This window comes from Haloarchaeobius pelagicus (assembly GCF_051207375.1).
Classification (GTDB): Archaea; Halobacteriota; Halobacteria; order Halobacteriales; family Natrialbaceae; genus Haloarchaeobius.
The window spans coordinates 481418-495620 of the sequence record NZ_JBPJZD010000002.1; the positions used below are offsets into that span (position 1 = coordinate 481418).

Genomic DNA, 14203 nt, shown 5'->3' on the forward strand with positions numbered 1-14203 from the left:
CGCCGGGCGCGCCCATCCGGACATGGCAAACACGGATTCCCTCGAGAACATGGACGGCCTCGAGGTGACGGCCTGTGAGCGCTGCCCGGAGCTCTGTGAGTCGCGCAGTCGCATCGTCAACGGCGTCGGCCCCGACGACGCAGACGTGCTCTTTCTCGGCGAGGCACCCGGCGCGCAGGAGGACGAGGAGGGCGAACCGTTCGTCGGCCGGTCGGGCGACGTGCTCACCGAGGAGCTGCGGAACGTCGGCCTCGACCGCGAGACGGTCCGTATCACGAACTGCGTGCGCTGTCGACCGCCGGACAATCGCAATCCACGCAAGGAGGAACTCGCGAACTGTCGGGAGTACCTCGAACGTGAGATCGACCTCGTCGACCCCGAGGTCATCGTCACGCTCGGGAAGGTCCCCGCCGAGCACCTGCTGGACCGGTCGGTCGCGGTGACGAAAGAGACCGGCAGCGTCGAGGAGGTCCGCATCGCCGGCGAGCCCCGGCGGGTTATGCTCTGTCTGCACCCCGCGGCGACGCTGTACGACCGGAGCCAGCGCGAACCGTTCGAGGAGACGCTCGCCGAAGCCGCGTCGCTGGCCGGCGTGCGTGGAGACGGTGGAGAAAGCGGTCAGTCGCGGTTAGGCGACTTCTAGGCGCTGCGACCCAGCCACTTGTCGCCGTCGAACAGGCCACGAAGCCTGTCGAAGAAGCCCTCGGAGACCTCCTCGTCCGGGCGCAGGCGCGACCGGAGCCGCGAGGAGAACAGCTCGACGGAGATGACGATGACGATGACCATGAAGATGCCCGCCGCCGCGTGACTGAACGCGAGCTGGGCGAGCTGGCCCTTGATGAACTGGCCGAGACCACCGGCACCGACGACACCGAGCGAGATGGCGATGCGGACGTTGATCTCGAGGATGTACAGTGCCCAGGCGATGAATGAGGAGAACACCTGGCTCAGCATCCCGAAGGTGATGACCTGCGAGCGGTCCGCACCCGTCGAGGAGATGGCCTCGATGGGGCCGTCCTCGACCTCTTCGAGTTCGTCCGTGAACAGGCGGCCCATGTTTCCGATGGTGTCGGTCGCGATGGCGAACATCGCCGACAGCGGCGTCGGGCCGAACACCGGGATGTAGAACAGCACCCAGACGATGGCCGGGATGGCCCGGATGGTGCTCATCGTGCCGCGGAAGATGAAGTTGAACGGGAACGGCGTCACGCGCTCCGAGCCCATCACGCCGAAGAACAGCGCGAGGGGGAACCCGACGATGGTCCCGGTCGCGCCGACGACGATGGTGACGACGCTCGCGCCGACGATGGAGGTCGCCTGGTCACGCTGGAGGACGGCCTCGACGAGCGACCCGGGGTGGGTCAGGCTGCCGAACAGGGCGTTCCAGCCGTGGAGACCCAGGTCCTGGGAGTGCAGCGTGAAGAAGTAGAAGTCGGGACTGAGGAACTCGAGCAGGTTCGAGATGAACACCGGTCCCTGCCGGAACACCTGCGCGACGGTGAAGTCGAGGTAGACGAGGCCAGCACCGGTGAACACGAGCATGGCCAGCACGAGTCCGGCGTACAGGCCGCGCCGGATGAGCTGCTGGCGCTCGATGAGTTCGAGTCGCTCCGTCACACGAGGGTCCGTGCCGGAGACGGTGCCCCCGTCGGTGGCGGGCTCGTCGCTCATTGGGCGACCTCCTCGGCGGTGGCCGCGGACATCTCCTCGTCCTCGGAGTAGTAGATGTCGTCGACGATGTCCATGGTGAGTTCTTCCCTGCCGCCGTCGAACACCTTCTTGCCGTCGCGCAGGCCGATGTAGCGTTCACCGAACTCGCGGGCGAGGCCGACCTGGTGGAGGCTCGCGATGGTCGTCAGGTTGCGTTCCTCGGCCGCCCGTCGCATGTAGCCCATGACCTCCTCTGCGGCCTTGGGGTCGAGGCTCGCGACGGGTTCGTCGGCCAGCAACAGGGAGGGCTGCTGGACGAGTGCGCGAGCGATACCGACGCGCTGTTTCTGCCCGCCGGACATCGAGCCGGCGCGCTGGTTCGCCTCGTCGAGCAGGCCGACCGTATCGAGCGCTTCGAGCGCGGTGACCTTGTCCTCGCGGTCGTACCGCGTCAGCAGACTACTGATGAGGTCCTCGCGGGAGAGCGCACCCGTGAGTGCGTTCTTGTACGCGCTCATCGCCTCGACGAGATAGTGCATCTGGAACACCATCCCGATGTCACTGCGCCGGCCGGTGACCTTCGAGTCACCGATGTAGACGCCGCCCTCCGTGGGCTCTGCGAGCCCGTTGAGGAGCCGCAGGAGTGTCGACTTCCCGGCACCCGAGGGCCCGAGCAGCACGACGAACTCCCCATCGGGTATCGTGAATGACACGTCGTCGAGTGCGACTGTGTCGCCGTATCGTTTCGTGAGATTCTCCACCTGTATCGCTGTCATTACCAAATAATTCGTGAAGGAGGGTTAGTTTGTTTCGGACTCGACTCCGTCGGAAATCGCCGCTTATGCGGAGTCGAGCAGGTCGGTGCTCAGGTTGAGCTCGTTGGCGACGTCGATGACCGGCTGGTAGGTCTCGAGGTCGGCCGGGCGGACACCGTCGAACCAGAGGTCGTCCTCGACGACGCCTTCCTTGTCGGCATCGGTCTCGGAGTTCGGCTTGCCGTTCGCGCCGAGGTAGGCCGAGTCCGGTGCGTCCTTGAGCGCGTTGACGAGGTCTTCCTTCTCGGAGTCACTGAGCTCCGGGCTGACGATCATCGGTGCGCGCGGGATACCGTTGCCGTACTCCTTCTTGTAGTCGATGACGGGGCGGATGCCGTCGACGTAGCCGTTGTCACCCTGCGTGATGAACTTGCCAACGCCGGCGGCCTCGACCTGGCCGTCCTGCAGCGCGCTGAACGCTTCGGCGTGGCCGGACCAGGTGCCGGTGAAGTCCGCGCCGTTGTCGCTGACGGGGGCCTCACCGATCTCGAGGCCGGCGTCCTGCAGCATGTACAGCGGGTAGAGCGAGCCACTCGCGGAGGTCATGTCGGCGAAGGCGATACGCTTGCCCTCGAGGTCGGTGAGCGACTCGATGTCGCTGTCCTCGCGGGTGACGATGACGCTCGTGTAGTCCCAGGAGCCGTACGCGTGGCGCTGGAGGGCGATCTCTGCCTTGTCGGCTTTGACACCGAGCGCGGCGGCGAACGGACCGGTCTCGGCGATGTCTGCGGAGCCACTGCCCAGGCCCTGCAGCACGGCGCTGTAGTCCGCGGCGTACTGGAGCTCGACGTCGTTGCCGACCTCCTCGCTGAGGTAGTCCCGCATCGGGCCGTACTGTTTCTTCATGTAGTTCTGCGGCTCGGACGGGGACATCATGAACTGGACTGTCCCGTCACCGTACGCCTGTTCGCCGAACGAACCGAGACACCCTGCTGTTCCGGTAAGGGCCGCTGCCCCTGCCACACCTGCTGCCTTGAGGAAATCGCGTCGACTTTCCATAGCGAATCAATTCATAGTTCTTGATGTCGACCTTAAAAGTTCCTAATCTGTCTACGTGGAACTATGTAGATTCCATTAGTCACTATCCGAAGTAAAAAACAAAAATAACCGGCAAAAATAAAATCGAGAGACGGGATTAACTGTACGGGCCGAACAGGCCGAACGAGCTGTCGAACGAGCTCGTCGTCGGCACGGTATCGTCGTTGTCCAGGTTGTTGCTGGAGTCACGCACCGAACCGCCGAGCCGTAGGTCGGTTCCCAGCGCGCTCGCGAGGTCGTTCAGGTCGGTCGCGTCGCCGTTGGACGCACCCATCAGTACGACCGCACCCCCGGCCGTAACGAAGTCGGAGAGGGCGGTCTTTTCAGCGCTCGTGAACGTGCTCGAAGGTGTCGTCACGACGACCGCTCTCGCCCCCGAGAGGTCCGCGGTGGCGAGGTCGTTGCGCTGCTCGAACGCGATGTCCTGACCCTCCAGGTAGCGCTGGTAGTAGGCCGCATCCTCGTTCGAGAGCGCGGCGTCGGACCCGAACTGGCCGTGCCCACCGTCGATGACGATGCTCCCGGTACTGCTCGTGAGCGAGTCGACGAGGTTCGTGAGGAACGGGTAGTTGCCGTACTGGGAGGTGTCGACCGGGTAACCCTCCTCGGACTCGTAGGACTCGTCGATGGTGAGGCCGCCGACCATGGCGACGTTCGCACTCGAATCGACGCCGACGAGCGGCGTCGCGCCGGACTGGTCGTAGACCGGGGCGCGCGAGTCGGCCAGCGCGCCAGTGCTGGTCTCGACCGCGGCCGCCTTGGGGAAGAACAGCTCCGAGTAGCTGCCGTCGCGGATCTCGGTCGAGGCGTTCGGGTCGCTGTTGGCCCAGAGGCCGGTCCCGTTGGCGCGTGCGGTCGCCTCGGCGTTGCGGAAGGCGTCGTGCTTGGTGAGCGCGGACCCGTACACCCGGGCGTACCCCTGCTCGATGAGTTCGCGGTTGTAGAGGGTGTCCCGGCTGCCGTCGCCGGTCGCGTCGTACTTGACGTACGCGAGCAGGCGACCGAACGGGTCGGTCTGGCCCTCGTTGTCGTCGTAGAATATCTCGACCGTGTCGCCCACGTCGAACGCCTGCTTCGAGAAGTCGGTCGCGTTCGCGCCCCACGTCGCGAGGTAGTCGTAGGACTCGATGCCCTCCCACTCGGGCGGGCGCTCGGCAGAGCGGTTGCTCGCCTTCTCGGGCGTGTCGATGCCGAGGACGCGGATGCTCTCGACGCTGCCGTCCGGCATCGTCACGTCGAAGGTGTCCCCGTCGGAGAGGCTCTCGATGGTGACCGTGGTGGTGTCCGGCGACCCGCTGCCGCCGTCATCGCCGCCGTCGTCACCGCCGCCACCGCCGCCACCACCGCCCGACCCGCCGTCGAAGTAGCCGAAGTCCGTGTTGAACACGGTCGTCGTCGGCCGGTAGGACGCGCCGGCGTTGTTCTGGGTGTCCGCGACCTGGTCGTCGTTGAACTGGAACGACAGGCCGAGCCGGAACGTGATGTCGTTCAGGTGGTTCGTCTGGTCGTAGTTGTTGTAGTCGGACTGGTCGTGCAGGAACAGCACGCCGCCGCCGTTGACGAACTGTGCGAGCTTGTCGAGTTCGCCGTCGGAGAGCGCATCACCCGGCGACGTGATGACCGCCGCGTCCGCCCCCGACAGGTCGTTGTGCAGGTTCGTCGTCGGCTGGACGTCGTAGCCCGCGCTCTCGGCCGCCGATTCGAACGAGGAGAACTTCGAGAGGTCGTAGTACTGTCCGTTGCTCTCGTCCCAGATGACGGTGCCGGACCCGCCGAGTTCCTGGTCCCAGACGTTGAGGACGAACCGCTCGTTGTCGTAGCTCCCGTCGAGGTTCGCGTCGTCCACGAGGACGGAGCCGAACGCCACGACGCCGTCTTCGGACGCGACGAGGGGAATCTGTCGCCAGTCCCAGTAGACGAACGCGTCGTCGTCGTAGTCCTGGTCGTCGTTGGTCGCTTCGTCTTCCGCCCACACGGGGACGACCGTGCTGTCCGTCAGCGGTCCGCCGTCCGCCCCGTACAGACTGCAGGTCGAGTGGAATCGGAGTGATGTTACGCTCGTGGTGAGGGTGCCATGCCCGGTTCGTGCCGCCGCGGTTCCGCCAACCGCGGACGCGGCCAGAAGTTCTATGAAGCGTCGTCGACGCATCAGTTTAGCAGTTCAAAGAATTACAATTTAAACGCTTCTATTATTAATAAATAGCTCGCTCGGTTCTAAATAGTTGGTGGCTATAGCTTTCGGAAAGGAAACCGACTTGGCGGCGCGGGGCCGACGCTTACCCATGAGTCAACAGTCCGTCACCGACGAGCGCGAGACGCTCGCCTCGGTCGTCGTCGTGGACTACGGTCTCGGGAACCTTCGCAGCGTCACGCGCGGGCTCGAACGGGCCGGTGCCGACGTGGAGATATCGGGCGACCCCGAGGACTTCGCAGCCGCCGACGGCGTCGTCCTCCCGGGTGTCGGGGCCTTCGGCGAAGGCATGGAGAACGCCGAGTCCGTCCGCGACGAACTCGTCGCCGTCGCCGACCGCGGCCAGCCCCTGTTCGGTATCTGTCTGGGCATGCAGATGCTCCTGACCTCCAGCGAAGAAGCCGACCGCGAGGGCCAGGGCGACGTGCGCGGCCTCGACCTGATTCCGGGCACGAACGTCCGGTTCTCGCAGGGCCAGAAGGTCCCGCACATGGGCTGGAACGAACTCGACGTGCAACGCGAGCACCCCCTCGTCGAGGGAATCGATGGCGAGTACGCCTACTTCGTCCACTCCTACTACGCCGCGCCCGACGACGAACACGCGACGGTCGCGACGACCGAGTACGACGTGGAGTTCCCGTCCATCGTCGCCAACGACGAGGGCAACGTCTTCGGGACGCAGTTCCACCCCGAGAAGAGCGGGGAGACGGGGCTTCGTATCCTGAAAAATTTCGTCGAGTTCTGTGCCGAGTCCTGACCCGTCGGTCCTACGCCGACGCTGAGAATCGCCCCTTTGCGGCGAGATACGCCAGGGAGACGAGCCCGAGCGTCATCAGGGCGTAGTACAGTTGCGTCCCGTTCTCGACACCGACGACGTAGCTGGTTGCACCAAGTAGCGCGGCAATCACTGCGACGATGAGGGCAGCGGATTTCACGTGTACCCGGCCGATTATTTTTCCGAGGAGTTATAGCTTGAGATAACTCACAGGAACTCCCTGACCTCGGAGTACCACATGTCGTGGTGGTCGACCGCGTCCACGCGTTCTGCGATGGCGACCGCGAGCGCGTGCCAGCACTGCTCGGTCGGGTCGTCGGGGTCGAGGTTGTACTCGGCGTCCTTGCAGTTGCAGCCGCCGGCCTCGACGATGTACTCGTCCTCGTAGCCGACGACGACGGTGAAGTCGCGGTACTGCTTCACGCGACGCTCCGAGACCGCCTCGATGGCGTGGTGGCCCCGGTCGCCGTGGACCTGCATGATGCGCTTGGCCGCATCGGGCGTCAGGCTGCCGGCCTCCTCCAGCAGGCGTTGCCACTCGGCCACCACGTCCTCGTCGGTCACGCCGACCACCCGACAGCGAACACCCGAATCACTGGCGGACGTACGGACGGCCCCGTGAAAACAGGTTCGGCTGGTCGGTCAGTCCTGCTCGCGGCCAGGGACTACCGCTCGCTCGTCGTCGGGCTCCGGGTCCGGGGGTGTCGTGAGATCGGTCAGGTCGTCGATGATGGGCACCAGTCGCTCGATAGCCCCCTGGGCCGCGAGCACGTGGTCCCTGACGGGGCCGCCGGCCGACACCCGCCGCAGGTGACTTCGGGCGACACCCAGCCCGGGGTACACCTCGTCGGTGAGCAGGTCGTTCGCGTCGGCGAGCTGGTCGAGCGCGGTTTCGAGCTGTCGCCGGGCGACCTCGACCTCGGTGATGTCGTCGAACATGACGACGACGTACTCGAGTTCCCCGCCGGGGTCGAACAGCGGCGCGGCGTTGACCTTGCACTCGAACCGTTCGCCGTCGCCGCGGGTGACCACCATGTCCTCCCCGACGACCGTCTCGCCGGCTTCGAGGACCCGGTACGTCGGGTGTCGCTCTATCGGGTACTCCTCGCCGTCGAACGTGTACAGGCCCCAGTCCGGGTCGTCGTACGTGGTCCCGATGATGTCACCGAGGTCCATGCGGAGCAGCGTCGCCGCCCGGTCGTTGGCGCGGACGATGACCCGGTCCGAATCGACCAGCACGATGCCGACCGGGCTCGTCTCGAACAGCCGGTCCATCAGGTCCCGCTCCTGTCGCAGCGAGGCGTCGAGTTCGACCTGTTCGGTCAGGTCGCGGACGACACAGACGTGGCCGCCGTCGTCGAGCACGGCGACCGAGACGGACTCGGGGAACGGCGACCCATCGGCGCGCTGCCCCACCGCCTCGCCGTGCCAGGAGCCCTGTTCTTCCATCTCCGGGAGGATATTGTCCTCGAACCGGGCCGCCTCGTCGGGACCGTACAGCATGTGCCAGTGGTTCCCGACGATGTCCTCTGGCTCGTACCCGTACACCGCGGCGTAGGCGCGGTTCATGTACGTGTAGACGCCGTCGGCGTCGAGGATGGCGATGCCTTCGCTGGCCGTCTCGATGGCGTGCAACCGGCGGCGGAGGGTACGTTCCGTCCGGTAGCGCCCGACGAGGTTCTGGATGCGGTTGACCAGCAGCGTGTACTGGTCGGTCCCCCGACCCTTCTGGATGTAGTCGGACACGCCCTCGGAGATCGCCTGACTGGCGATCTCCTCGGAACCCTTCCCCGTAAAGAGGATGAACGGAAGGTCCTCGTCGACCTCACGCACCTTCGCGAGCAGTTCCAGTCCGTCCATGCCCGGCATATCGTAGTCACTGACGACACAGTCGACCCCGTTCCGGACGAGGTCGAGCGCCTCGCTCCCCGACGTAACGTCTGTCACCTCGAATCCGTCTGCCATCCGCTCCAGAAAGGTTGCCGAGACCTCCCCGAACGATGGTTCGTCGTCGACGTGAACGACCGAGATTCGATCCGTCGACGCCACCATACTCGATGCCATCTCCTGGTATAATGGACGGCGCCGAGTTCGATAAAAGGCGCGCCCACTCGTATCGAGCGGTTTAACGCCTTCCCTCGGTGACTGAGGAGTATGGACGTCACGGAGGGTCAGGTCACCGTCGACGTGCCCGAGCAAGACGGCACGGGGAAGACAGATTCGGTGTTCTTCAACCCGAAACAGGAGTTGAATCGCGACCTCACCATCGCCGTCTTGCGGGCCTACCGCGAGCACGACGAGCGGGCCGCGACGTACCTCGACGCGATGACCGCCTCGGGCATCCGAGGGGTCCGGGCCGCCGCCGACGGCTGGGACGTCACCATGTGCGACGTGGACCCCGAGGCGGTCGAGTTGGCCCGCGAGAACCTCGCGCGCAACGACCTCGACGGCACCGTCCTGCACCGCGACGTGAACGCCTACCTCTGGGACGAGTACGTCGACGTGGCCGACATCGACCCGTTCGGGACGCCGATGCCGTTCGCCGACACCGTGTTCGCCAACACCCGTGACCTCGCGTGTATCACGGCGACCGACACCGCCCCGCTGTGTGGCGCGCACTTCAAATCTGGCATCCGGTCGTACAGCGCCATCCCCCGGAACACCGAGTACCACGCCGAGATGGGCGTTCGCATCCTGCTCGGGGCGCTCGCCCGGAGCGCGGCCCGGTTCGACGTGGGCATCGAACCCCTGTTCACGCACGCCACGAGTCACTACGTTCGCACCTACCTCGACCTCACCCACAAGCCGAGTGCGGCGAACTGGAGCCTCGACCAGCTCGGCCACCTCTACCACTGCGAGGACTGCCTGTTCCGCGAGCCCGACCCCGGCCTCATCGCCCACCCGCCCGAGACCTGCCCCGAGTGCGACTCGAACCGCCTGCTCGAAGCCGGGCCGCTCTGGCTCGGCCCCTACCGTGACCGCGATTTCACCCTCGACGTGCGCGACCGCATCACCGACGACATGGGGACCGCCGAGAACGCCCGCGACCTCTGTACGACCATCGAGCGCGAACTCGACCAGCCGACCCACTACGACCAGCACAAGCTGTGCAAGCTCTGGGGTCGCGGTGCCAGCGGCATGGACGAGTTCCTCGAAACCCTCCGGGACGCCGGATACGAGGCCGAACGCGCCCACTACGGCGGGACCGCGTTCAAGACCGACGCCTCGATTCCGGAGATGCACGACGCGACCAGCGACTGAGACGAGGGCAGCCGGCGACGCTGTCCCGTAACCAATGGGCCGTCGGCGGGCCTTTTTGTAGCCTCTCGGCGTACGTCCACGTGTGTCCCAGCCATCAGCGGAGTCGCTGCCACCCCGGCTCCAGCGTGCGAAGTCGCTCCTCCTCGCCGTCGTGGCCCTCGCACAGGCCGAACAGCTCACGTTCCTCGCGGCGGCCATCGCCTACTACGCCTTCGTCTCGCTCATCCCGCTGGTCCTCCTCGCCGTCGCCGTCGCCACCAGCATCGGTGGGGAAGAACTCGCAACACAGGTCGTGAACGCCGCCAGTGACGTGATCACCCCCGCGAGCCAGGAGGTCTTGCTGGAAGTGCTCACCACGACCGAGGGCCGCTCGGCGACGACCGTGGTCGGCCTCGGCGTGCTCATCTGGAGTAGTCTCAAGGTCTTCCGCGGCATGGACCAGGCGTTCTCCGAGGTGTACGGGAACGGGAACGGCCACTCCTTCGTCGATAAGCTCACCGACGCCGCGGTCGGGCTGGCCGCGGTGGGTGCCGCCGCCTTCATCGCCATCGCCGCCATCACCGTCGTCCAGCTCGTCGAGTTCCCGTTCGAATCGATCCTCGGGCCGGTCGTCAGTCTGTTCGCGCTCGCCTTCGCGTTCTACCCGCTGTACTACCTCTTCCCCGACGAAGACGTCGGCTGGCGCGAGGCCGTTCCGGGGGCGCTGTTCGCGGCCGCCGGCTGGACCGTGATGGGCGTTATCTTCAACCTGTACGCGGGCTACGCGGGCGCAGCGTCGCTGTACGGCTTCTTCGGTGCCATCCTGTTGCTCGTCACGTGGCTCTATTTCGGGGCCCTGATGTTGCTGCTCGGTACCGCCCTGAACGCGGTGCTGGCCGGGCAGACGGCCAACCTGAACCCTGACCTGTCAGCCGCCGTGGACCGGCACCTTCAAACCGCGGGCCTGCGACAGGAAGAACCGACAGAAGACGATGCCTGAGGACGAGCCGCCGGCGGACGACGACCGGCCCGACGAGGGGGAACGCGCACCTGCCGACAGCGGCGACGACGCCGACCCGGCAGCGGACCCGGACCCGTCGGGCGACGGTGGTCCGGCCGGGGACGACGAACCGGTCGACGACCGTGACGCCGAACTCGACCGGCTCTACGAACGCCTCGCCGACCTCGAAGACCAGGTCGAGGGCCAGCGCGCCAGCAAGGCCTCGGTCGCCGAGTTGCGCGAGGAGCTCGAATCGTTCGAGGAGGACGTCGAATCCCGGACCGTCGACAAGGACACGGTCGAGTCCGACCTCAAACGGTACGTCCGGCGCAAGCTCCGACGCGGCCACGCCCGCGGCTGGGGCCCCTACCTCGTGTTGCTCTACGGGACCGCCATGACCCTCGGCCTGCTCTACGCCCCGAAGATGGAGGGCGACGGCTGGGTCGTGTTCGCGATGATAATCATCTGGCTGTCGGTGCTCGGGCTGTACACCCTGTTCGTCATCGTCGGCGTGACCTTCACCGTCCTCGGGGTGCCCGGCCGCCTCCGCGACCGCGTCCAGGAATGGCGCTCCTGACCCGCGGCGAGTGGGCGACCGAAGTCGCCCGCGGCCTCGTCCCCGACGTCCTCGCACCGGCGGTCGGCCTCGTCTCACACCTCGGCGACCCGGTGTTCCTCGTCGCGCTCCTCGTGCTCACGTACTGGTTCACCGACCGGGAGCGCGCCGTCCACCTGCTCGGTATCGGGCTCGGGGCGCTCGCGCTCGTCATCTTCCTCAAGAACCTCCTGCTCGTCCCCCGACCGACCATCGGGCCACCGGTCCCCGCGGAGTCGGTCCCCTGGCTGTTCCGGACCTCGTACCGCCTCGCAAGCGAGGCCGACGGCTACGCGATTCCGAGCGGGCACGCGATGGGGACGACCGTCGTCTACCTGGCGCTCGCGATGCGACGCGGCACCAGCCGGGCGTACGGGGCCGCCGCCGCCATCATCGCTGGCGTCGGGTTCGCCCGCGTCTACCTCGGGGCGCACTACCTGGGTGACGTCATCATCGGCTTCAGTCTCGGCGTGACCTACCTCCTGCTAGCGACGAGACTGCTCGACAGGCGGGAGCCGCGGGTCGCGCTCTATCTGGCGGTCGGCATCGGGATTCTCAGCGTTCTCGCGACGGCACCCGCCCCCACCAGCGACGCGATGGCGACGGTCGGGTTCGCCATCGGGGCGGCCGTCGGCTGGCAGGCGACTGACGTGCCGAGCGAGCCGTGGTCGCCCTCGCGCTCGCTCTGGCGGCCGCTCACCGTCGTGGGCGGCGTCGGGCTGGCGCTCGGGCTGGTCATCGTGGGAGTCGGAACGGAACCGCTGTGGGTCTTCGCCGCCGCACTACTCGCCGGCGTGACGGTCGTCGCGGTCCCCGGTCTCAGAACGGGAACGCCCGCCGACGCTGCCACGCCACCGTACCGAGAGCCGTGACGAGCACGACCACGACCGTCGACGCGACCGGGTTCGCCTGCACGACGGGCCACACCGCGGCCCAGGCGACCTCGATGGGCGCTTTCGCCTCGCCGCCGTTGGAGTAGCCGAGACCGGCCAACGCGGCCACGTAGATGGCCCAGCCCGCACCCGAGTAGAAGCTGAACTTCGTCAGGTCCATCTTGGCGAACCCTGCCGGGATGGAGATGGGCGTGCGGAGCACGGGGAGGAACCGACCCCAGAACATGAGGCCCTCGCCGTAGCGATTGAACCACTCCTGACTCTTGTCTATCTCGTCGTCGGGCATCCGGACGATGTGACCCCACCGGCGCATCAGGCGCTCACCGTTGACGCCGAACAACCAGTAACACAGCAGGCTCCCGATGATACCGCCGACCACGGAGACGGCGACGAACAGCCCGAACGTCGTCGGCCCGGTTATCATGAACAGCGCGGCCAGCGGGATGACCACCTCGCTCGGGATGAAGTGCAGGATGAACGAGGTCTCGAGGACCACGAAGACGAACAGGGCGATGAACCCGTAGCTCTCGATGAACGCGATAGAGAAGTCTGTGAGCCACGCGAGTTCGACCATTCACCCGAAAAAAGCCAGCAGACGATTATATGTCTCTTGGTCTCAGAACGTCTCGAGGTAGCGGTCGAGTTCCCAGTCGGAGACGTCGACGAGGTAGTCCTTGAACTCGGCGCGCTTGGCCTCGACGAACTTCTCGTAGACGTGCTCGCCGAGCGCGTCGCCGATGACCTCGTCCTCCTCGAGGGCGTCGACTGCCTCGCCGAGGTTGGTCGGCAGCGTGTTGATGCCGTACTCCTCGCGCTTCTGCTCGTCGAACTCGTAGATGTTCTCGCGGACCGGGTCCGGGCACTCGAGGCCCTGCTCGATCCCGTCGAGACCCGCGTGGATGAGCGCCGCGAAGGCGAGGTACGGGTTACAGGACGGGTCGGGGAAGCGAGCCTCGATACGGCTGGCGGCCGGGACGCGGGCGGCCGGCTTCCGGATGAGCGCGGAGCGGTTGCGGTCGGACCACGCGACGTAGACGGGTGCCTCGTAGCCGGGCACCAGGCGCTTGTAGGAGTTCACGGTCGGGTTCGAGACCGCCGTGATGGCCGGCGCGTGCTCGAGGATACCGGCGACGAACTGCTTGGCCGTCTCGCTCAGGTTGAACTCGTCGTCGTCGTCGTGGAACGCGTTCTCGCCGCCCTGGAACAGCGAGATGTGCGTGTGCATGCCGGAGCCGTTGATGCGCGGGATGGGCTTGGGCATGAACGTCGCGTGCAGGTCGTGCTCGGCCGCGATGGCGCGGACGACGGACCGGAACGTCGCGACGTTGTCGGCCGTCGACAGGGCGTCGTCGTACGTGAAGTTGATCTCGTGCTGGCCCTGGGCGACCTCGTGGTGGGAGGCTTCGATGTCGAAGCCCATGGACTCGAGGCCGTAGATGATGTCACGGCGGACGTCCTGGGCGAGGTCCTTCGGCGCGAGGTCGAAGTAGCCACCGGCGTCGTTGGTCTTCGTCGTCGCGCGCCCGTCCTCGTCCTCCTCGAACAGGAAGAACTCCGGCTCGGGGGCGGCGTTGATGTCGTAGCCCATGTCGTCGGCACGCTCGATGGCGCGCTTGAGGACGCCACGCGGGTCGCCCGAGAACGGCTCGCCGGTGGACGTGTTCATCACGTCACAGATGAGGCGCGCGGCCGCGCTCTCTTCGGTGTTCCGCCACGGCAGGACGGCGAACGTGGACGGGTCCGGCTCGAGACGCATGTCGGACTCCTGGATACGGACGAAGCCGTCGATGGACGACCCGTCGAAGTAGATGCCCTCGGTGAACGCCTTCTCGGCCTGGCTGGCCGGGACGGAGACGTTCTTCACGGTGCCGAGGATGTCCGTGAACTGGAGGCGCAGGAAGTCGACGTTCTGTTCTTCGATCTGGTCGATGACCGCTTCTTCTTCCGCAGACAGGTTTCCGCTTGTCATCTTTCTGGTCGCGTAATCCAACTATCCCCACTACAAA

The 14203-nt window shown here is 66.3% G+C and carries 15 protein-coding genes; 6 read left to right on the forward strand and 9 right to left on the reverse strand.

The annotated features are described in order from the left end of the window. Positions 1 to 22 precede the first annotated feature (22 nt). Positions 23 to 643 (forward strand): uracil-DNA glycosylase, encoded by a 621-nt coding sequence (locus tag ACSC1S_RS14970; protein ID WP_435319636.1) that lies wholly within the window; start codon positions 23 to 25, stop codon positions 641 to 643. Here the strand turns inward: ACSC1S_RS14970 and ACSC1S_RS14975 are convergent. The 4 genes from ACSC1S_RS14975 to ACSC1S_RS14990 all read right to left on the reverse strand — a co-directional run bounded on the left by ACSC1S_RS14975 (position 640) and on the right by ACSC1S_RS14990 (position 5652). Continuing rightward, complete coding sequence (locus ACSC1S_RS14975; protein ID WP_435365005.1) at positions 640 to 1671, reverse strand: PhnE/PtxC family ABC transporter permease; 1032 nt, start codon at positions 1669 to 1671, stop codon at positions 640 to 642. The two genes, ACSC1S_RS14970 and ACSC1S_RS14975, sit on opposite strands and share 4 nt — an antisense overlap. Next, complete coding sequence (locus ACSC1S_RS14980; RefSeq protein WP_435319638.1) at positions 1668 to 2426, reverse strand: phosphonate ABC transporter ATP-binding protein; 759 nt, start codon at positions 2424 to 2426, stop codon at positions 1668 to 1670. Before ACSC1S_RS14980 ends, ACSC1S_RS14975 begins: the two co-directional genes overlap by 4 nt. Before the next feature lie 63 nt (positions 2427 to 2489). Continuing rightward, a complete protein-coding gene (locus ACSC1S_RS14985; RefSeq protein WP_435365006.1) occupies positions 2490 to 3464 on the reverse strand; it encodes a phosphate/phosphite/phosphonate ABC transporter substrate-binding protein in 975 nt (324 codons plus the stop codon). 136 nt (positions 3465 to 3600) lie between these two features. Next, the gene (locus tag ACSC1S_RS14990) at positions 3601 to 5652 is read right to left on the reverse strand and encodes a thermonuclease family protein (RefSeq protein ID WP_435365007.1); all 2052 of its coding nucleotides are present in this window, start codon (positions 5650 to 5652) and stop codon (positions 3601 to 3603) included. A gap of 133 nt (positions 5653 to 5785) precedes the next feature. Here ACSC1S_RS14990 and hisH point away from each other — a divergent pair, with 133 nt between their 5' ends. Further along, positions 5786 to 6451, forward strand: a complete 666-nt coding sequence (gene hisH, locus ACSC1S_RS14995; protein ID WP_435365008.1) for an imidazole glycerol phosphate synthase subunit HisH — start codon at positions 5786 to 5788, stop codon at positions 6449 to 6451. Between the two features lie 10 nt (positions 6452 to 6461). Here the strand turns inward: hisH and ACSC1S_RS15000 are convergent, their stop codons facing one another. The 3 genes from ACSC1S_RS15000 to ACSC1S_RS15010 form a co-directional block, all read right to left on the reverse strand. Next, a complete protein-coding gene (locus ACSC1S_RS15000) occupies positions 6462 to 6629 on the reverse strand; it encodes a hypothetical protein (RefSeq protein ID WP_435365009.1) in 168 nt (55 codons plus the stop codon). Positions 6630 to 6676: 47 nt separating this feature from the next. Continuing rightward, entirely contained in the window at positions 6677 to 7033 is a 357-nt protein-coding gene (locus ACSC1S_RS15005; protein WP_435319643.1) for a hypothetical protein, read from the reverse strand. A 78-nt stretch (positions 7034 to 7111) separates the two neighbouring features. Further along, positions 7112 to 8533, reverse strand: coding sequence for a PAS domain-containing protein (locus ACSC1S_RS15010; RefSeq protein WP_435365010.1), 1422 nt, complete (start codon positions 8531 to 8533; stop codon positions 7112 to 7114). 90 nt (positions 8534 to 8623) lie between these two features. Here ACSC1S_RS15010 and ACSC1S_RS15015 point away from each other — a divergent pair, with 90 nt between their 5' ends. From ACSC1S_RS15015 to ACSC1S_RS15030, 4 genes are all read left to right on the forward strand, one after another. Next, positions 8624 to 9730 (forward strand): tRNA (guanine(26)-N(2))-dimethyltransferase, encoded by a 1107-nt coding sequence (locus ACSC1S_RS15015; RefSeq protein WP_435365011.1) that lies wholly within the window; start codon positions 8624 to 8626, stop codon positions 9728 to 9730. Between the two features lie 82 nt (positions 9731 to 9812). Beyond that, on the forward strand, positions 9813 to 10709 hold the full coding sequence (locus tag ACSC1S_RS15020) for a YihY/virulence factor BrkB family protein (protein WP_435365012.1): 897 nt from the start codon (positions 9813 to 9815) through the stop codon (positions 10707 to 10709). Continuing rightward, on the forward strand, positions 10702 to 11286 hold the full coding sequence (locus tag ACSC1S_RS15025) for a kinetochore Spc7 family protein (RefSeq protein WP_435365013.1): 585 nt from the start codon (positions 10702 to 10704) through the stop codon (positions 11284 to 11286). The genes ACSC1S_RS15020 and ACSC1S_RS15025 overlap by 8 nt, the downstream gene beginning before the upstream one ends. Next, positions 11274 to 12176, forward strand: a complete 903-nt coding sequence (locus ACSC1S_RS15030; protein ID WP_435365014.1) for a phosphatase PAP2 family protein — start codon at positions 11274 to 11276, stop codon at positions 12174 to 12176. Before ACSC1S_RS15025 ends, ACSC1S_RS15030 begins: the two co-directional genes overlap by 13 nt. On the opposite strand, the gene ACSC1S_RS15035 is transcribed toward ACSC1S_RS15030, so the two are convergent. Both ACSC1S_RS15035 and glnA read right to left on the reverse strand, forming a co-directional pair. After that, positions 12124 to 12771: a DedA family protein gene (locus ACSC1S_RS15035; protein ID WP_435365015.1), complete on the reverse strand. Its 648-nt coding sequence runs from the start codon at positions 12769 to 12771 to the stop codon at positions 12124 to 12126. The two genes, ACSC1S_RS15030 and ACSC1S_RS15035, sit on opposite strands and share 53 nt — an antisense overlap. A 42-nt stretch (positions 12772 to 12813) precedes the next feature. Then, entirely contained in the window at positions 12814 to 14166 is a 1353-nt protein-coding gene (gene glnA, locus ACSC1S_RS15040) for a type I glutamate--ammonia ligase (protein WP_435365016.1), read from the reverse strand. Positions 14167 to 14203: the final 37 nt, after the last annotated feature.